This is a genomic window from Zhongshania borealis (genome assembly GCF_039539625.1).
GTDB lineage: Bacteria > Pseudomonadota > Gammaproteobacteria > Pseudomonadales > Spongiibacteraceae > Spongiibacter > Spongiibacter borealis.
This window is the reverse complement of the sequence record NZ_BAABDM010000001.1, coordinates 526,986-546,119: the sequence shown is the minus strand read 5'-3', so window position 1 is coordinate 546,119 and position 19,134 is coordinate 526,986. Positions and strand designations below refer to the sequence as shown.

The 19,134-nt window shown below is 49.4% G+C and carries 18 protein-coding genes; 6 read left to right on the top strand and 12 right to left on the bottom strand.

Going from position 1 to position 19,134, the window contains the following annotated elements; translation table 11 throughout:
• Positions 1–14: 14 nt before the first annotated feature.
• Positions 15–1,298: a citrate synthase gene (gltA, locus tag ABD836_RS02475; protein WP_344932182.1), complete on the top strand. Its 1,284-nt coding sequence runs from the start codon at positions 15–17 to the stop codon at positions 1,296–1,298.
• An 89-nt stretch (positions 1,299–1,387) separates the two neighbouring features.
• Here the strand turns inward: gltA and ABD836_RS02470 are convergent, their stop codons facing one another.
• On the bottom strand, positions 1,388–1,810 hold the full coding sequence (locus tag ABD836_RS02470) for a hypothetical protein (RefSeq protein ID WP_344932181.1): 423 nt from the start codon (positions 1,808–1,810) through the stop codon (positions 1,388–1,390).
• A gap of 119 nt (positions 1,811–1,929) precedes the next feature.
• Here ABD836_RS02470 and ABD836_RS02465 point away from each other — a divergent pair, with 119 nt between their 5' ends.
• Positions 1,930–2,703 (top strand): glucose 1-dehydrogenase, encoded by a 774-nt coding sequence (locus ABD836_RS02465; protein WP_344932180.1) that lies wholly within the window; start codon positions 1,930–1,932, stop codon positions 2,701–2,703.
• Between the two features lie 130 nt (positions 2,704–2,833).
• Positions 2,834–3,067 carry a DUF2789 domain-containing protein gene (locus ABD836_RS02460; protein WP_344932179.1) on the top strand — a complete coding sequence of 78 codons (234 nt, stop codon included), beginning with the start codon at positions 2,834–2,836 and terminating at the stop codon, positions 3,065–3,067.
• 190 nt (positions 3,068–3,257) lie between these two features.
• On the opposite strand, the gene ABD836_RS02455 is transcribed toward ABD836_RS02460, so the two are convergent.
• Entirely contained in the window at positions 3,258–3,632 is a 375-nt protein-coding gene (locus tag ABD836_RS02455) for a hypothetical protein (protein WP_344932178.1), read from the bottom strand.
• A 145-nt stretch (positions 3,633–3,777) separates the two neighbouring features.
• Here ABD836_RS02455 and ABD836_RS02450 point away from each other — a divergent pair, with 145 nt between their 5' ends.
• Positions 3,778–5,046: a CinA family nicotinamide mononucleotide deamidase-related protein gene (locus ABD836_RS02450; RefSeq protein ID WP_344932177.1), complete on the top strand. Its 1,269-nt coding sequence runs from the start codon at positions 3,778–3,780 to the stop codon at positions 5,044–5,046.
• A gap of 7 nt (positions 5,047–5,053) precedes the next feature.
• Here ABD836_RS02450 and ABD836_RS02445 read toward each other — a convergent pair whose 3' ends face one another.
• Positions 5,054–5,479: an SRPBCC family protein gene (locus ABD836_RS02445; RefSeq protein WP_344932176.1), complete on the bottom strand. Its 426-nt coding sequence runs from the start codon at positions 5,477–5,479 to the stop codon at positions 5,054–5,056.
• Positions 5,480–5,701: 222 nt separating this feature from the next.
• Between ABD836_RS02445 and ABD836_RS02440 the strand changes: the two genes are divergently transcribed.
• A complete protein-coding gene (locus ABD836_RS02440; RefSeq protein WP_344932175.1) occupies positions 5,702–7,636 on the top strand; it encodes a B12-binding domain-containing radical SAM protein in 1,935 nt (644 codons plus the stop codon).
• On the opposite strand, the gene ABD836_RS02435 is transcribed toward ABD836_RS02440, so the two are convergent.
• The 6 genes from ABD836_RS02435 to ABD836_RS02410 are packed head-to-tail and all read right to left on the bottom strand — an operon-like array spanning position 7,633 to position 13,647.
• On the bottom strand, positions 7,633–8,031 hold the full coding sequence (locus tag ABD836_RS02435) for an HIT family protein (protein WP_344932174.1): 399 nt from the start codon (positions 8,029–8,031) through the stop codon (positions 7,633–7,635). The two genes, ABD836_RS02440 and ABD836_RS02435, sit on opposite strands and share 4 nt — an antisense overlap.
• 9 nt (positions 8,032–8,040) lie before the next feature.
• The gene (locus tag ABD836_RS02430; RefSeq protein WP_344932173.1) at positions 8,041–10,140 is read right to left on the bottom strand and encodes a GNAT family N-acetyltransferase; all 2,100 of its coding nucleotides are present in this window, start codon (positions 10,138–10,140) and stop codon (positions 8,041–8,043) included.
• A complete protein-coding gene (locus ABD836_RS02425) occupies positions 10,137–10,433 on the bottom strand; it encodes a hypothetical protein (RefSeq protein ID WP_344932172.1) in 297 nt (98 codons plus the stop codon). Before ABD836_RS02425 ends, ABD836_RS02430 begins: the two co-directional genes overlap by 4 nt.
• Positions 10,430–10,744 carry a DUF2288 domain-containing protein gene (locus ABD836_RS02420; protein ID WP_344932170.1) on the bottom strand — a complete coding sequence of 105 codons (315 nt, stop codon included), beginning with the start codon at positions 10,742–10,744 and terminating at the stop codon, positions 10,430–10,432. Before ABD836_RS02420 ends, ABD836_RS02425 begins: the two co-directional genes overlap by 4 nt.
• Before the next feature lie 43 nt (positions 10,745–10,787).
• Positions 10,788–11,519: a TIGR01621 family pseudouridine synthase gene (locus ABD836_RS02415; RefSeq protein ID WP_344932168.1), complete on the bottom strand. Its 732-nt coding sequence runs from the start codon at positions 11,517–11,519 to the stop codon at positions 10,788–10,790.
• Complete coding sequence (locus ABD836_RS02410) at positions 11,497–13,647, bottom strand: type IV pilus assembly protein FimV (RefSeq protein ID WP_344932166.1); 2,151 nt, start codon at positions 13,645–13,647, stop codon at positions 11,497–11,499. The genes ABD836_RS02415 and ABD836_RS02410 overlap by 23 nt, the downstream gene beginning before the upstream one ends.
• A gap of 572 nt (positions 13,648–14,219) precedes the next feature.
• Between ABD836_RS02410 and ABD836_RS02405 the strand changes: the two genes are divergently transcribed.
• Positions 14,220–15,719: an AbgT family transporter gene (locus ABD836_RS02405; protein WP_344932165.1), complete on the top strand. Its 1,500-nt coding sequence runs from the start codon at positions 14,220–14,222 to the stop codon at positions 15,717–15,719.
• Positions 15,720–15,746: 27 nt separating this feature from the next.
• Here ABD836_RS02405 and phoU read toward each other — a convergent pair whose 3' ends face one another.
• The 3 genes from phoU to pstA are packed head-to-tail and all read right to left on the bottom strand — an operon-like array spanning position 15,747 to position 19,113.
• Complete coding sequence (gene phoU, locus ABD836_RS02400; protein WP_344932164.1) at positions 15,747–16,469, bottom strand: phosphate signaling complex protein PhoU; 723 nt, start codon at positions 16,467–16,469, stop codon at positions 15,747–15,749.
• A 57-nt stretch (positions 16,470–16,526) separates the two neighbouring features.
• Positions 16,527–17,369, bottom strand: coding sequence for a phosphate ABC transporter ATP-binding protein PstB (gene pstB, locus ABD836_RS02395; RefSeq protein ID WP_425582999.1), 843 nt, complete (start codon positions 17,367–17,369; stop codon positions 16,527–16,529).
• Positions 17,370–17,406: 37 nt separating this feature from the next.
• The gene (pstA, locus tag ABD836_RS02390; RefSeq protein ID WP_344932163.1) at positions 17,407–19,113 is read right to left on the bottom strand and encodes a phosphate ABC transporter permease PstA; all 1,707 of its coding nucleotides are present in this window, start codon (positions 19,111–19,113) and stop codon (positions 17,407–17,409) included.
• Between the last annotated feature and the right edge of the window lie 21 nt (positions 19,114–19,134).

Below are 19,134 nucleotides of genomic sequence, written 5' to 3'. Positions count from 1 at the left end.
AGGAGCCCGTCACAATGAGCGATAAGAAAGCAAGTCTGAGTATCGATGGTAAAACGCTGGACCTTAAGGTCCACTCCGGCACCATCGGTCCTGACGTCATCGAAGTCAGCGCCCTGACGGGTAATGGTTACTTCACCTACGATCCAGGCTTTGTATCTACTGCAGCCTGCGAATCAAAAATCACCTATATTGATGGTGATAAGGGCATTCTGCTGCACGGCGGCTACCCAATTGAGCAGTTAGCAGAGCAATCTGACTACCTCGAAACTTGCTTCCTATTACTGTACGGCGAACTGCCGAATGCAGATCAGAAAGAAGCATTTTTCAGCAAAGTACGCATGCACACCATGGTCAACGACCAGATGAGCACGTTCTTCAAAGGCTTCCGCCGCGACGCTCACCCGATGGCCATTATGTGTGGCGTAGTCGGCGCGCTATCTGCGTTCTACCATGATTCACTCGACATTACTGACGAAAAGCACCGCGAAATCTCTGCAATCCGCCTAATAGCTAAAATGCCCACCCTGGCCGCAATGACTTACAAGTACACCATCGGTCAGCCGTTTATGTACCCTCAGAATCATCTGAGCTATGCAGAAAACTTCTTGCATATGATGTTTGGCAATCCCTGCGAACCGAGCAATGTAAACCCTGTCCTGGCAAAAGCCATGGACAAGATCTTCCTATTGCATGCAGATCACGAACAGAATGCATCCACTTCAACCGTGCGCTTAGCCGGCTCTACAGGCGCCAATCCATTTGCCTGTATTTCAGCAGGTATTGCGGCACTGTGGGGACCATCGCATGGCGGCGCCAACGAAGCGGTACTGGACATGCTTAATGAAATCGGCGACGCATCACGCATCGACGAATTTGTTGCTAAAGCCAAGGATAAAGATGACCCATTCCGCTTAATGGGCTTTGGTCACCGGGTTTACAAAAACTTTGATCCGCGCGCAAAAGTCATGAAGCAAGCAGCAGATGAAGTATTAGCGGAGCTTGGCCTTGAGAATGATCCACTGCTGAAAATTGCCAAGCGTTTAGAGCAACTCGCACTTGAAGATGAGTATTTCATTGAGCGTAAACTCTATCCAAATGTTGATTTCTACTCAGGCATTATTCTTAAAGCTATTGGCATCCCGACCAGCATGTTTACCGTAATCTTTGCGCTAGGCCGCACCCCAGGCTGGATCGCACACTGGAACGAAATGATCAGCGGCAGCTATCGTATCGGCCGTCCGCGCCAGCTCTATACCGGTCCAGTTCAGCGTGACTTTGTCAGCTTAGACAAACGCTAACCTGCTGGTATTACTAAAAAAGGTCGCCTCGGCGGCCTTTTTTATTGACCAATTTTTGCCTGTATAACGAAACAAAACTAGAAGTGTATTCATCGAGTTTTGTACTCAAAGCCAACTTCGGCGCCGCTCACATTATCGGCATAAGCACTAACAGACCCTTTAAATTTACTCTCTTCTTTTAGCAGCAATTTCGGTTTCATTTTCAAACGGGATTCCTCCCCGCCAGCGCTACTTTTAAACCACTCCCCCACCTGATAACGGCTTTGAGTCTCATCGTCCCAAGCCTCCGCACCACCATTATATAGGGGAACCAGCAAGTCCAAGCTTAAGTTCAAAGCCCGTGTTTCATGACCTGCAGACAAACTGCCTTCAGTAGATTCGGCTATATTAGCCGCTTCAGGTTTTTCAACTTTTGACGATATCGCTAGCGCATTTAAGTCCCTTGGCGGCGACTCCCGCGACTGACAGGCGAGCAAGCCGCCAAACAGAAATACCACTGCTAGCAAACGCATTCAAACACCCCAAGAAACCTAAATGCTCGACCCAACATCGTCCACATGAGGCATGGTCTATATAAAATTCCACCGCTAAAGTAACTAATCTCAACCACTCAAAATTAGATACTGAAACCATGAAAAGACTCACAGGAAAAGTTGCTATTATAACTGGCGCAGCAAGGGGCATGGGCGCCGTCACCGCTAAGCTTTTTATTGAACAGGGCGCCAGTGTGATTATCGCCGACATTCTCGATGAAGCTGGCGAACAACTTGCCAAGGAACTTGGCAACAATGCTCACTACGTTCACACCGACGTCTCAAGTGAAGCCGACTGGGCCACACTAATTGAACGCGCCGAAGCCATCGGCCCGCTCACCACACTGGTAAACAACGCCGGTATTCTTCATATTGCCGCGATCAAAGACTCCGACGCCGCGGATTATATGCGCGTCATTCAAATAAATCAGCTAGGTACTTACCTCGGTATTCGTGCGGTAATTGAACCCATGAAACGCGCAGGAAGCGGGTCTATTATTAACATTTCATCCATCGATGGACTGCAGGCTAAAAACGGCTTATCGGCCTATGTATCAAGTAAATGGGCGGTGCGCGGCATGAGCAAATCTGCAGCACTAGAGCTCGGCCCTTACAAAATTCGAGTCAACACAGTGCATCCTGGTGGCGTATTTACCGCAATGCATGGTGCAGAAGGGCAAACCACACCAACTGAGCAAGATAATGCCTTTTACGCGAATCACGCCCTCCCACGAGTTGGCCTGCCAATTGAGGTCGCGAACACAACCCTTTTTCTTGCCTCCGACGACAGCAGCTATTCAACTGGCGCCGAATTTATTGTCGATGGCGGCTGGAGCGCGGGAATGCGCTTAGACATGCTACCGACCTCTTAATTAAGCTCAACTCGACACAAAGGAAATCGACGTGAGACTTAATCTATAAGGCTTTACGCAAATACTGGAAAGCCAGCGCGGGGTCTTCTATATTGCACAGTAGCTACGGCTCTCACTTACGGAGGACAAAATGGAAACCGAATTACACACAATGAACACGCTTTTTCAGCAGCTCGGCTTGCCCGACAGCGACGAAGAAGTGGAACGTTTCATTGTTCGCCACCGCCCCCTGCCCCGCGGGCTCATGATTCATGAAGCCAGTTTTTGGAAACCGGCACAGGCGAAATTACTCAAAGAGTCCATCGACCTTGATGCCGAGTGGGCAGAATTAGTCGATGAACTGGATGCTCGCCTACGATACTAACGTCACGAGCTTCAGCACGAACAGGACTTAAGCTGACCTAGGTCTAAAGCCCAGCTTACTACCGGCACCCTTAAGACCTTGTTCGTGTTGCTTTGCTAGCTCAAGCTCCCTGATGAGACCGCAACGCCATACCAGCCAAACCACGTAAGACTTACGGGATCAAATATAATATCCAGCATTACCACCACGGCTAAAGCGGGCCAGTGCCATCGGGGGTAGCGGGCATTGCTTGTGGGTCTGCGCCGGGGTCACCCTGTTTTTCAAAACCTTTCTTTGCGCGCTGCAACTCCTTTTCAACCGAGTTGAGCATTGCAGACCAACCTTGAATTAGGGCGTCGTTAGCATTCTCGATCAAACCGCCTATGGAGGCGCCTTCTAATTTCTCCATTTCCTGCTTAGCCTGCTGCACCCGCTCATCAACCTCATCAACGCGAATTGAGAGCATCACTAACTGGGCATTCATAGTCTCGCGGTAGGCCTTAGCATCAAAGTATTGCCAAACCTCAAAAACAAGCAATACCAGCACAAGAAATCCAGCGAGAAACTCACCAGTCGATATTTTCATATCACTCCCCCAAGGAAAACTTTGACAATTATTAGAGCATGCTTCCAAAAAACATTACTATGCTATTAATGACTAAACTGGCAAAGTCGCTAAATATATAGTTTCGCGATTACGTCCATCAACGCCCTTACTGGATAATACCTGAATGAAGTTAAACCTACTCCTTACCGGCAATGAACTAATGGCTGGTGATATTATTGATTCGAATTCAGCCATGATCGCCGAACAAATTAAACATTTTGGTTGGCGCATTAACAAAAAAGTCGCTGTCGGTGACGAGCTTGCCATGCTTTGCGAAGAAATCGATCAACTCTGCATTGATGCAGACGTACTCATTATCAACGGCGGCCTCGGTCCGACCGTTGACGACCTTACCGCCGTCGCTTTAGCCAAGGTCACTAACGCCGACATCACCGAGCACCCGCTGGCATTAGCGCACCTCCATCAGTGGTGCTCGTCGCGCGGCTTTGCGCTGAACGCATCAAACCACAAACAAGCTATGCTGCCAAAAAATTGTGAAATCATTGCGAATTCACGCGGCAGCGCCGTCGGCATACAACTAAAACATCGCAACTGCCTGATTATGGCAACACCTGGGGTCCCTAGCGAGTTAAAACCCATGCTCGCCAATGAAATCATTCCCCAACTGGAACAACTATTCCATTCAGACCACATTCAAACCATTCGTTTAGGCGTGTTTGGCCTAGGCGAATCAAGTATTCAGGAACTCGTTAACGAACACTTAGCCGACTGGCCTGACGATATCGAATTAGGGTTCCGAGCATCAATGCCAGTGCTAGAGGTAAAACTCACCACCCGAGGCGCACACTCCGACGCGAAACTGCAGCTGTGGCGTGAAAAAGTCGAAAACCTCATGGGCGACCACCTACTCGGGGAGTTTCCAATTAACCTTCCCTCAGCAGCGATCAATGCATTAAAACAGCACAACCTACAGATTTGTACGGCTGAGTCCTGTACTGGCGGCCTTATCGCTTCCCAATTGACCAGTATTGCCGGGGCCTCTCAGGTTTTTCCCGGCGCAATTATCAGTTATTCCAATGCAGTAAAGGCCAATATACTTAAGGTACCGGAAGCGCTCTTAGCGCAGGAAGGCGCGGTGAGCGAAGCGGTAGTCAAGAAAATGGCACTCGGCGCACTCGATTGCACCGGCGCTAACATAGCCATCGCTGTCACCGGTGTCGCGGGTCCCGACGGTGGCAGCGACGACAAACCCGTCGGCACAGTCTGGATCGCCTGGGGCAGTGCCGAAAATCTAAAAACGCAGCGCTTTCACCTCCCCTTTGAACGCAATGGCTTTCAAAACTGGGTGGCTGCACTAAGTCTCGACTTAGTTCGACGCTATGTGCTCGGACTCCCCGAGGGCCCTGACTTATTAAAAAGGTACCGACGTTAATTCACATTTATGCTGGCACTGACAAATGATCATTAATCCATTGCAGTAACATTTCATAGGCACCACTGATCATCTCTGCCACATCCTTCTCACTCACGCCAGCGGGTTCTGCGCGGCCGTACCAGTCAACATGGCAGCGGCCTTCACCTAGCGAAGTGACTTTGGCATTCGCGGAGTACTGCGTAACCGGCATTGGAATTCCCCTAGGTATGTCGTACGCGAACGTCATAGCAGATTTATCCATGGCGGTTAAGACCTCATCTATCGGGTCCATTCCGGCAATATGAAGGCGCCGCGTCATACCTATGCCGTCGCCAATCACTTCAATTCGATCAATTCCCGGCGCCCAGTTAATATCGCCAAAATTTTCCAGCAGAGCCCAAACCCGTTCCGCTGAAATATCAAAATCACGCGCCAGATGTACGTTTACCATTTTATTAGCCCAGCCTTTAGCATTTATTTATTCCGGCAATCATGCCGGAATAACCGCGCAACCACCTCACCCGAATGGCTTAGCTCCGCTAGGGGCTTTTATGAAAATACTTAATAGGTCAGGATTCAAAAGGCTGCTACTCTTGTGTAGAGTTAAGCATCTGTAACGTCTAATTACGCCGTGCCATGATCCACTCAAGGCCGTTGCCGGAATCAAATAATAATGAATGTATTACCCTGCCCCGTATTCTTGTTTAGCATGGATTCCGACCAATTTTGGGCCGCACCAACAACCACAGGCGGCCTCAAAGCCTACTACCAAACCTACGGTAAACGGCAATCACAACACCAACTAGAGCTGGTTCATTTCCGGGATAGCGAAGCAGTCAATGCATGGCAACAACAATGGCAAGAAACGGTGTTACCACGAATGCAGGCCGCGTTAAGTCAAGGTCTCCGGCCCGTGGTCGGCTTCAGTATGTACACATGGAATGCCGCCGAGTTTTTAAGCTTAATCCACCAAATTAAAATTGCCTGCCCAGAGGTTCTATGTATCGCTGGTGGCCCCCATGTTCAGCAGGCCGAAGACTACCTGTACGACGACCCGATCGATCTCATTATTCTTGGCGAAGGTGAAACAACATTTCAAGAGATTCTCGACGCACCTGCTAGCGCCGATTGGGCAAATATTTCTGGCCTTGCTTATTTACGCGATGACGAGCTACACAAAACAGCCGAACGTCAGCGCCGCACATATTTAGACGACCTGCCCTCCGCTCTCGATGTCATCGATTTGGTCGACGCCCAGGGCAATTGCCTCTACGACTCTATATCCTATGAGACCAGTCGTGGCTGTCCGTTTAAGTGCGCTTTTTGCGAATGGGGCACAGGCGCAATTGGGACCAAAATGTACCAATTCTCGATGGACCGAGTTCGCAGTGATTGGCGCCGTATAGTTGATGCGGGAATCAAAGATATATGGTTAGCCGACTCAAATTTTGGCGCGTTAAAGGAAGATTTAGAAAAAGCCCAGCTGATCTGTGAACTAAAAGCAGAGACCGGATTACCCAATAGTTTTGCGACCTCGTGGTCTAAAAAGCATAGCCCAAGAGTTCAAGATATTGTTTTGCTACTGCACCGCAACGGTCTGCTCCCACACTACCAGCTCGCCTTACAAACCCTCACGCCCTTGGCGCTAGAATTAAGCAATCGCAAAAACATGGGGGCTAATAAATATGAGCCCATAGCAAAGCAAATGGCAAGCGAAGGGGTACCTATTGCTGCGGAGTTAATTTGGGGGCTACCCGGCGACAATCTTCCAGAATTTGAGCGTAATCTAGACCAGTTACTACGCACATTTCCTAATCTTAATATCTTTGCCTACACCTTGCTGCCGGGCACTGAGTTCTACGAACGGCGGGACGAATACAAAATTGAAACAATTCCGGTCGCCGGTTATGGCAAAGCCAAAGGTGAGTACGTGGTCGCCTGCCATACCTTTGATCGCGACCAAGGTATTGAAGGCTACTTCTTAATAACCGCACACATCCTTTTTGCTCACGGTCATTTACTACCCTTGTCCATTCGTTATTTGGCATTGCAAGACAACATCACCACCGCGCCACTCCTACGAAATTTACTCCGCGCAGTTTGCGCGGCCTACCAGAGCGAATTCAAGGATATTGATTTAAATGACCGAATGGTCGTTTACGAAAATAGAGCGCGGCTGTACACCGTAATATTGCAAGACCCGGAACGTCTATACGCCCTACTTCGGGAACACATTTTCGCGTACTTAGAAACTGACAATTGCCCCCAGCATATCCCGGCAATTCGCAATATTATTGATCTTGACCAAGCTCTTTCTCCGCGTACTGGCGGGCCAAGTCAAACCGATTACCACTTCAATTTTGATGCTCTTAGCAGCAAGAGCGCACTTGACTGCCTTAACCTACCAGCACCGGAAGACTTCTTACCCCAAGCCCAACACTTCACCGTAAAAAGTCCCGGCGGTGTCGGCACTATCCTCAAAGATCCCGATGGTGGCGGCTGGTTACGGGGCGAAATCGTCACCCCAACTGTCGAACTGCAAACCGTGCGAATTATGCACCCAAACGTCAAACCGCAGTTTAGCGAGGAAGTCAGTTTGCAAACCTAGGCAACGGCGAGTGCTGCTCGGATTTTTTCTGCCGCTGCGGCTAGATCGGCTTGGTCAGCCACCTTGGCATTACCAAAATGCGCATCGTCCATGGTATTGATCGGTACCAAGTGCAAATGCGTATGCGGCACCTCCAAACCAACAATCATAAGACTAACCCGCTCGCAGGCGAATGCCTGCTTGAGAGCTTTGGCGACAGTCTTCGCAACGGTCATCAAATGCGCCGCAAGCACATCTGGCAAATCATCCCAGTGATCCACCTCCTGGCGCGGAATAACTAATACATGCCCGGCCTGTATCGGCGCTATTGTCATAATGACTACCGCTTGCTCATCTTCCCACACAAAATGCCCGGGTATTTCACGCTGAATAATCTTAGTAAAAAGAGTCGACACAATTAATCCTCACTCTAAAGTAGCAATTAAATTTCGAAAAATACGCTTCAAAGCCAGTTCAACATCGGCCCTGCCGCTTAAATCGTATTGTTCCGCTAATGTTGACCAACTATACGCCAACAATACCCGCGCAATCGCCAAGCCCGCGCCATCAACACTTGTTAAATCACAAGTTAAACAAAGACGTGCCAAACTCGCCGCTGCCTGCTCAAAAAACAGTTCACCGTCGCAATAACGTTGCACATTTGCAATCGTAGATTCGGCCACTATCGACGCGGGATCACGGCTAGCGACCAAAAGCCTAAGCAGTAATTCAGGACTAATCTCGCTATAAACACTCGCTAAACTAAAGCCCAAATCGCTATTCAACTGACGTGCTAGCTGATTAACATTAGCAGCCAGACTTGGATTAAGACTTTTCAATACAATTAACGAATATAAGCCGCTAGCGCTATCCCGACGACTGCCAAGCAGCGCTGGGGAAAAGCCCTGATTCAACCAAAAGTCGATAACTCCCGGGTCGGCCGCAAAACTCGATGACAAGTACGCCAGCCCCTTACTCTTGGCATAAACTGCTGCGGTCTTCAACAAAGCGGAACCCAGCCCTTGTCTCCGAGCTCCCCCCACGATTGCAATTCTGTTTATGCGCAGGCTATTCACTGATAAATACTGTATTTCAGCGGTTTGCTGAGCCAGACGCTGGGCGACCAAATTCCCACGTGGGCGCCGCCGGCCCGCAACAACTTCTGTGCATAAATCCTTGGCAAATCCGCCCTCGGGTAATAATTGGCAAACACCTTGAACGCAGTCGCCGCGACGAGCCACAACCAAGACCGCATTGCCATCAAGTAAATACAATAAGTCTTGGGGTGTCGTCTGATAATGGGCTTGCACAAGTAAACCAAAAACTTGTGCCAGTAAATCCTCATCAATTAATTCGTCACGACTTACGATATCGACACTTAATTCATTTCGGTCCACACAGGTATTTCGCGGCTCCGCATCCAGTAAAAAAAGCCTATTTAGCGCTTTTTCCAAAGGGTCACCAGCAGCCCAACGAATCGGTTCGTGCAAAGCTTGACGTCGCCACTGTGGGCGCTCGGCGTCTAGAATAGCTTTAAATCGAATATCGAAACCACGCCCACTCCCCTCGTAACCATGAACCGTGGTGGAAAAGACGATGTGAGAATGACGAAGCAATAAACTATGCAAACCCGCCACCGGCAGTGCAGCGGCCTCATCTACCAAAACCAAATCCCATTGATCACGACTTTTTAACGCATTTTCAAAGGGCAAATACTGCATACGGGAAGAATCGAACTGACAAACATCCTCGAACCATTGTGCCTCGGGCAATTCCGTAACCAGGTGCGCAAATGCCGCTTTTACTGCAGCAAAGCTAGGCGCAGTAATCAATACTCGGTAACCGCTACTGCAAAACCTTTGATCTTTAATTAGGGCCGCGACAGCCAAGCCTAATGCACTGGTTTTACCCCGTCCGCGATCCGAGCGAATAATAAGGGGCCGTTTCGCTCGACCGATCGCAGCGGTTCTAATCGCGGCGATAGTCGCCTGTTGGTCGCTACTTGGCAGTGTTTGCGACCAAGCCGGCGCATTAACGGCAGCACGACCACTGAGCCCATCTTCCTGGCACCAGCGATAGACGCCATCAAGCGCCGCCGCAATACGCTGCAGTCGAGAAATAAAGTATGACACGGACGTTGTTTCGAAGCGTGACCGGACGCTAAATTGCCCGGGCCATTCATCATAACGAGGACACATAAGCAGCAATACACCGCCAGCGGTTAAACACCCCGCAGCCGCTAGCCAGGTATTGAGGTTTTGATGGTTGTGAGCATTAATGATCAGCGACGAAAACTCATCGCCAAGAAAGTTTTCTGACTGGCACGGCGCTAAACCGCACAACCCTTGATTCGCAACCAGCAGAGCATTATCTAGCGCGCCGGGTAAACTCAACAGCTGCGCCTCGCACCACGCCGCTGAGCCAGAAACAAACACTAAGTTGCGGTGACCACTAAGCAAGCCCGTAGCGCGCAACTGCGCGTATAGCTCAGGCACTGACAGACTGGTTTCTACGGTGGTATTCACGACTCAGGGCTACTAGCGTAAACCGGCGCCTCACGCATGCGCATATGTAATATTAAACGGAAATCCTGCTGATAGAACTCAGCGATCGCGGTGCTGATATAGTACTGGGCACCGTCAACGAGTTCGCGCTTCACCTCAGTTTCAGTGATATAACCCATCAACAGCCCCGCCTCAACAAAGCCCTCAAAGCGGTACAAGAGTGCAGGAGGTATATCTAAACCCTGCTGCTGATCACTAAAAAATTGCGCTATTTTCTGTGACAACTCTGCACGGTAATCCGCTGCAGACGTCATTCATCCGCCAATTTACGTTCGCGCTGCACAAGAACCCAAGGCGCAACCACAACGGCCCATACCTCGCACTTATCAGCAAGCCACGTTGCGGCCTGCGCTTCATCTGCTTTCTTGAGTAGGTCTTGCTTAAGTAAGTCCGCAATATACGCGCTATTATCTTCTGCTACAGCAGCAGCTGTGGCGACCAAATCTAAGCTTGGCGCAACCACTAACACAGCCCCCTGAGCATAGAAGCGTTGTAGGGCTTGCCAGTCAATTTTTGAAGTTTCTCGATTGAGCTTAATCATTAGCTCAGAGGGCAAATCGCTCATTTTTACAATCCATACCCCGTTAAGAATATACCAAGGTTATTGGTTAATTTAGACTAGGCCACGGCAAGGCCCAAGGTGATTGGCAGTCTAACAAAGCTGTCGCCAAGCCTCCATCTGCAAATAACTCACCGAATTTGGGTAGCGAAACATAAACACGCTGTTCGCCGCGAAAGCGAAAACGCAACGCAGTGGCATGGAGATACATTCGATCGCTTTCTTGGCTTGTGGGGCCATAGCGATTATCACCGATAATTGCCGTGCCCAAGCTTTTCATAACGACACGCAGTTGGTGGGTTTTCCCCGTATGGGGCTTGAGTAAATACGCTCGCCGGCCGCTCCCCAGACTGTAACTAAAAAATTGTGTAACAGAGGGGTTACTGCGCGTCCGACTAAGCAGATAACTACCGCTGCGGCTTTTTTTGATATCGCCCACCACGCTACCCTGCTTTTTACTTGGCTTACCGTCGGCAAGAGCTAGGTAGTATTTCTCTATTTCGCGATTGGCAAAAAGTGCACCCAACTCTGCCGCTGCTTCCGGGTTTTTGGCAAGTAACAACAGCCCCGACGTTGCGTCATCTAATCGATGCACTAAATGCAGATTTATACCCGGAAAATCAGCATTAAGAATATCCACCAAGCTTTGTTTGGCATAGTTGCGATGCAGGTTAACACCGGGGCTTTTATCAATGACTATATAATCCGAGGAGGCTTCAATTAAGGTATAGCTATCTTGCGAATCTACGCCACTCATATTAATCAGCGCGGCGTTTCCCATGATCAAGACTCGCGCCATCAAGTAGCCCGCGTAAAACATCAACTTCGCGGAGTACTTCATCATCAGATTCGGCGAACTCTAACTGTATTGCCAATTCCTCAAACGCCTCACCGTCTCCACTACGCGCTAAAACGTTGAGTAATTGCATCTTAAGCTCGATCTCGTCACGTTCAACAATCGCGGTTTCGAGTATCAACTTAGCGCCAGTATAATCGCCTAGCTCAAGCGCCGCTGCAGCGCGATGACTTACGTCATTAGCCTCATCAACTATTTCAGCGCTATGTAAACCGTCATCGGCGTCATCTGATAGCCACCCATCATCGATAGCGGCCAAATCGAAATCCATCGTTTCAACTTCGTCAGACGCGGTGTCTGGCTTGTCATCTAAATTGGCGAAAAGCTCATCATCAAATTCAATTTCATCAATGGCGCTATCGCCTGCAGTACCATTTGAATCAATAAATAACTCGTCAGTGTGGCCTGCAGATGAATCATTCGGTTGCAGGTTTAACGCCGCAATAAGTTCGTCATCTAACACCGAGCCCCGCTTATTAAGTGTCGTGGCTACCTCAGTGGGCGGATGCTCCGCACCAAATATTTCAGATTCGTCAGCCGCTTTTGCCAACACTGGATCGACCTTAGGCTGCACAACAGATTTTGCAGCTACAGCCGCATTAGAATCCAATGACGAAAACACATCGTTAAAGGCGTCCTTTGTTGTGGCTCTGGCGGCAACTGCCGCATTCACGTCACTCAAATCAACGTTAAACGCCGCGTCTTTTTGCTCCCGACGGCGACGCACCCAGAACAACAAACCCAGCGCTATTACCCCAAGCGGTAATAACCAACGCCAGCTGATCAGGGAGCTTTCTAACGACGTCTTGCTCACGCTAGGCACCGGCAATGCCGGAGTTTGAACCACAGCTGTTGTCGCCACATCGGCTTCCGGCGAAGACGCTTGCTCGCCGCCGTCAACTACAGTATCTGCAGCCACAGCAATATCACTCTGCTGTGCAACAACAGTTGTAGCATCACTTTCTGGCGGTAATGTATTACCGCTAATATCAACGGCTTGGAGCTCGCGGTATTGGTTATTCAGGCCTTCAAGCTGAGCCTGCAGGGCCGCAAGGCGCTCAGTCATCGCGGTAATATTTTCGGAAACCCGATCTACTTCGCTCCGAACCTCACCCAAGCTTTGCTGCAAAAATTGCTTTTCGCTTAAGACCTCGTCGCTATTGTCCGGCAATGTCGAACTTTCAGCATCATCCTCGCGACGATTTAAAATAACCTTGTCTTGAGCAAGTTTTCTGCCAGGCTGCCCCGCAGAACTGGTCGCTACAACCTCGGTCTTAGATGCTTTAGGTTTTACCGCAGGCATCGCAACTGGGTCGGTATCAAGTGGCTCTGGAATGCTCTCAAATAAGTCCAAGGTCATGCGTTCTTTGAGTAGATTGCGATTTCCCCGTATGAAGGCCTTGGGGTTATTGGCGTACAGGCGGTCCATCCAAACAGCAATCGAGCCGTTTTTAACTTTGGCTAGGCGCAGCGCAATACTCCACAAGCTGTCACCACGAACCGTAGTATACAAACTCGAGTCAGCGGTAATGACTTCAGCAACTGAAACAGACCGAGTCGCGCGAGGCTCACTGCGACTTGTAATTGAGGAGTTCGAACTTAGATTGATATTTTTCAGCGCGGTAACGCCGGACTGCGAATCTTGGGCGACGTTAATTGGCGGATCAAACAATAGTGTATAAGCGCGGCTCAAACTACCATTTGGCCAACGCACAGTCAGCATGAAATGCAAAAATGGCTCTATTAATGGTCGGTCACTACGCAAATAGATCGTACCATTACCGCTGAGATCAACTTCGCCAACAGCAGAAATAGAACGCGTATCCACCGAACCGACGTCAATACCGCTATCGCCATCCTTCACCGGGCTCAATGTTACCAACAACTGTTCGCTGCCGAGGCCATCGGCACGAAAGATTGGAACGCGCGCGAACAGCGGCTCACCCAGCTCAGAGTCCAAACTTGCCGGCCCAAGTCCTAACGCCATGGCGTTCTGACCAACTAAGACCGCGAAACACAGCGGCAACATTGCCGGCAATTTGTATTTAGCCATACTCACATCTCATTCAGTGCGTCATGCCCCTACGGGCAAGTATTAGTATAATACCTTATTGCTCTTAATTTTTAGCAAGAAACTCTAACACTTGCCATTAAATGCCGGTAAAAACATGAAAACAATGGCAAAAACACCTGAATCGGCTATTCCACACTCGATTTAAATGCGTGTTGGTAAGTATAGGCAAAACCTAGCCAAGCACCTCAGCGGTAAAAGTTTTCCCCAATTCACGTGAATAAGCTTGTGGATAACATTGTACAGGCCTACCTTGAACGAGTATTCATGGGCACTGCCAGCTTACGGATAAAAATTAACCAAACTCACTCCGCTAGCAAATTGTCTTGACTTCGCGCCAAGGAAACGCCTCTAAACGCCTATAAACATGACAGTAACAACGCCTCTCAACCACCGGATACGCCGCTTTCTAGCAAGTGACACAGTAGTAAAGCATTCCTATCACAGTTTGAATCTGGCAGAGTAATACACTCACACCCGTGGCCGCTGCTCGCGGTTTTATAAAGCCGCTGAAATAACTCTACCCCAAAAACCAGCCAGGAATAACACTTTCAATGTCCTATACCAGCAATACCCGCAGCCAACGTTGGCTAAATAGGCTTGAAGCCGCAGGAAATCGCCTCCCCCATCCCGTCATGCTGTTTATCTACTTCTGCCTTGCTGTCATTGCAGCCTCGGCAGTGAGCAGCCTATTTGGCGTAAATTCCGAGCACCCGATTAGCGGTGAAAACATCCTCGCCAAATCATTACTGTCTGGCGATGGCTTGCGCTGGATGGTTAGCAGTTCGGTAAATAATTTTATTCAGTTCGCGCCCGTCGGCTCAGTTATTGTTGCCATACTCGGTATTGCCGTAGCCGAGGAGTCAGGACTACTCGCCAGTGTCCTCCACTCATTAGCAAGCAAGGCGCCTAAAGCATTTCTTAGCAGTTTTGTGGTGTTCGCTGGCGTTATGTCGAGCATCGGCTTTGACTCCGGTTACGTTGTGCTAATCCCACTTGCCGCCTTAATCTTCCGTGCCGCCGGCCGTTCACCGCTGGCTGGCATCGCCGCAGCCTTTGCCGGCGTATCGGGTGGCTACAGCGCCAATTTGTTACTCGGTCCTGTCGACGCCATTTTATCTGGCATTAGCAGCGAGGCCATTAGCTTAGTCGCGCCAGACCGGCAAGTTCTCACTAGCGCTAACTATTACTTCACACTCACGTCTACTCTATTCATCACCGTAGTTGGCGCTTGGATAAATGAAAAAATCGTCGAGCCTCGACTACCGAAACCGGAGGGAGACGCTGAGCAATTGCCGGTAATCGACAGCACGCTGCACACCAAAGCGCTGCGCAGGGTCGGTATCTTTAGTCTGATCTTTATCGCAATCCTCTTCGCCTTAGTGATCCCCGCTGACGGCATTATGCGCAACCCTGACCCCAATGGCCTCGCAGCCTTGCCTTTGCTTAACGGCATTGTGGTGTTTATCGCGCTGTACGCCATTATTGCCGGGGTCATTTTTGGTTACAGCACGGGCAAATTCAAAGCCCAGCACGATTGGATAACCGCCATGGAAACGGGCTTGGGCAGTCTAGCGAGCTATTTAGTATTGATGTTTTTTGCTGCGCAATTTGTTAATTATTTTAACTGGACGGGCCTAGGGGCAATTGCCGCCATCAATGGTGCGCATTGGCTCGCCGGACTCGCCTTATCAAAAACCAGTTTGTTAATCAGTTTTATACTGATTAGCGCCATGATTAACTTATTGATCGGAAGCGCATCGGCAAAGTGGGCGCTTATGGCGCCGATTTTCGTTCCAATGCTGTTTCTACTCGGTGTTGACCCCGAATCAGCGCAAATGGCCTACCGTATTGGTGATTCAAGCACCAATATTATTACACCACTAATGCCCTACTTTGGGGTGGTTGTCGCGTTTGTGCAACGACACGACAAAACTGCCGGCATGGGCACACTGATGGCCCTTATGCTGCCTTACTCGCTGAGTTTTTTGCTCGGTTGGTCGGTATTATTAGGAGTGTGGCTAGCGGCAGGGCTGCCGCTGGGGCCAAGTTAAGCGCGGGGGGCATCCCCCCCAAACAGCTTAAGACTGATCCTGGACAGTGGCCGCCATTTCTTCAATATTAACGTGGCGAACGTTAGCACCCTTCACCAAATAAATAACGTGTTCGGCAATATTACGGGCATGGTCACCTACTCGCTCTAAAGAACGAAGCGCCCACATTACCTGTAGTACAGACGAAATAGTGCGTGGGTCTTCGATCATATAGGTCACCAAACTACGCATCGCGGTGCCGTATTCGAGGTCAACCGCCTTATCTTCTTCAGCTACTTCAAGAGCGAGATCAATATCAAAGCGTGCGAATGCATCCAATGATCCCCTCACCATGCCAGCAACATGATCACCGATGTGGCGAATCTCAAGAACACTGCGTGGCAAGCCACCAAGCTCAGTCAACTTAATAGCGCTCTCTGCAACTTTACTCGCTTCATCGCCCATGCGTTCTAAGTCGCTCAGTATTTTACTGATCGACAAAACCAAGCGCAGATCGCTGGCGGCAGGCTGCCTGCGCGCTAGAATAATTGTGCAATCTTCATCAATGGATACTTCTAAGGCGTTAACCAACTTATCGCCTTTCTTAACCTCTTCGGCCAAACCGGTGTCGAGGCTCATAAAAGCATTCGTTGCATCCGCGACCTGCTTTTCAACCAAGCCACCCATTTCCAGCATCCGAGTTTTAATATCGTCTAACTCAGTATTAAACTGCTGGGATATATGGTGGGTATGCGAATTTTTTTCTTTCATCTCAGTTCTCCCATTAATGCACGAGCAAACAGCAAGCTAGAATCAGCCAGCGCCAGCTTAACCATAGCGTCCGGTAATGTAATCTTCGGTTTGCTTATTCGTCGGGTTAGTAAACAGTACATCGGTATTATCAAATTCAATTAGCTTGCCGATGTACATAAACGCCGTATAGTCAGATACTCGCGCCGCCTGCTGCATATTGTGTGTGACAATAACAATGGTGTATTTATCTTTAAGTTCGTAAATCAATTCTTCTATTTTTAATGTGGAAATTGGATCCAGTGCCGAAGCAGGCTCATCCAATAGCAGCACCTCTGGCTCTACAGCGATAGTACGCGCAATAACAAGACGCTGTTGCTGCCCACCCGACATACCAAGTGCATTGTCATGCAAACGATCTTTAACCTCATCCCACAGTGCCGCGCCGCGCAATGAGCGTTCAACGACTTCATCCAGAACACGTTTTTTATTTATACCCTGAATCCGCAGGCCATAAGCCACGTTTTCATAGATCGATTTTGGAAAGGGATTGGGTTTCTGGAACACCATACCAACCCGGCGGCGCAATGTAGCGACATCCACGCGTTTATCGTAAATATTGGAACCATCGAGTGAGATGCCCCCTTCTACTCTGCAGCTATCAACCAAATCGTTCATGCGGTTGAAGCAGCGCAATAGTGTCGATTTACCGCAGCCGCTAGGCCCGATAAAGGCTGTCACTTTTTTACGCGGAATGACCATATTGACATCAAACAGCGCCTGTTTTTCGCCGTAATAAAGGTCGAGGTTATCCACCGACAGGGTAATATCTTCATCGTGAATAGATTGTTCTACCCGATTGCGACCCAGTGATTCCATATTGATGGCATGTGACTTCACTGCCGCTTTATCTGTCGTCATAAAATTCGCCGCCTTTTCATTCACTTTATTCACGCGCTTACATTTCCAGTGATTTGTATTTTTCACGTAAATGATTACGCAAAGCCACCGCACTCAAATTAAGTAACGCAATAATCACTACCAGTAGCAACGCCGTCGCGTATACCAATGGCCGCGCTGCCTCAACATTTGGACTTTGGAAACCCACATCATATATATGGAAACCCAAATGCATAAACTTTTGATCTAGATGGAAATACGGAAAATTGCCATCCACAGGTAGCGACGGCGCTAATTTCACCACCCCCACCAACATCAGTGGCGCCACTTCGCCCGCTGCTCTGGCCACTGCCAAAATCAACCCGGTCATCATTGCGGGACTGGCCATAGGGAGTACAACCCGCCATAGCGTTTCAGCCTTGGTTGCACCTAAAGCGAGACTGCCTTCACGTAAGTTCCGAGGAATGCGCGCCAAGCCCTCTTCCGTCGCCACAATGACCACAGGCAAAGTTAACAACGCCAATGTAACCGACGCCCACAGCAAGCCCGGCGTGCCAAAAGTAGGGGCAGGCAGCGCCTCAGCAAACAGCGCCTTATCCATTTCTGCACCAAGAAAATATATAAAGAAGCCTAAACCAAATACACCGTAAACGATCGACGGTACCCCGGCGAGGTTATTTACCGCTATTCGCACTATGCGCGTCATTAATCCTTGCTTGGCGTATTCACGCAGATAAACTGCTGCAACAACACCAAAGGGCGTTACCAGAACAGACATAATCAACACCATAATCACCGTGCCGAATATCGCCGGGAAAATTCCACCCTCAGTATTAGCTTCGCGAGGCTCATCGGTGAGGAACTCAGCAAATTTTTGGAAATAAAATACTACTTTCTGCCCAAGATGCATGGCGTTGGGCCGATAGGCTTTGACTACTGTCGCTAAAGCTTGCTCGCGTAACTGTCCACCGCTGGTCTCTATGGTAAAGCTATCGCGATTCCATTGCGTGTAGAGATCGGCCAACTGCGCTTGCAATGCCTTGTATTGAATGTCTAACTCCGCTCGCGAAAGCGCAATATCCGCTTCAATCTCTTGCCGGCGCGACGCATCAAGATCTGTGTCTAACGCTAAGCCGCGCTCCTGCAAACGCAGTTTTTCAAATTGATAATTAATACTGCCAATGTCTTTTTTCTCAATCTTCGCAATTTTATCGTGTATATCGCTGGCGCGCTCAATTCGATCAATAAACGCAGACCAGGCTTTGTCGCCGTCTTGCTCAGCATTTGCAACGACCTGCCCCTGCTCTTTTACCTCACGCAAAAAGCCGTAAAAATTACCCCACTCTCGGCGCTCCACTACCACGGCGTCGATTGGGTAGCTTGGATCTTCTAAATGCCGGGTTATCACCCACTGAAAATCTGCACCACCGACATCACGATTACCCACCTTAACAAGCTCACGCTTTACAAATGGCTCGTCGGCGTTAATTTTAAAACCCGCACTTAAAAGCTGCTCAATGGGTACACTCTCTTCTTCCACCCGCTCAGCCAAAATCGGCACCGAGGTTTCACCAGGCAAATTATATTGCGCTTGGACCACCGACGCCGGCCAGAAATGGCCAAAGCCCCTAACCGCTAACAGCAGCAACAAGCCAATAACGGCAAGCGTACTCACGGTAACGGCGGCGGCGTTCAACCAAATCATTGGTTCGCCGCGCTTACACCACTCGACTAGGCCCTGCTTGTTATCATCGTGCAAAGACATTGTTAAATTTCCTGTATTTCA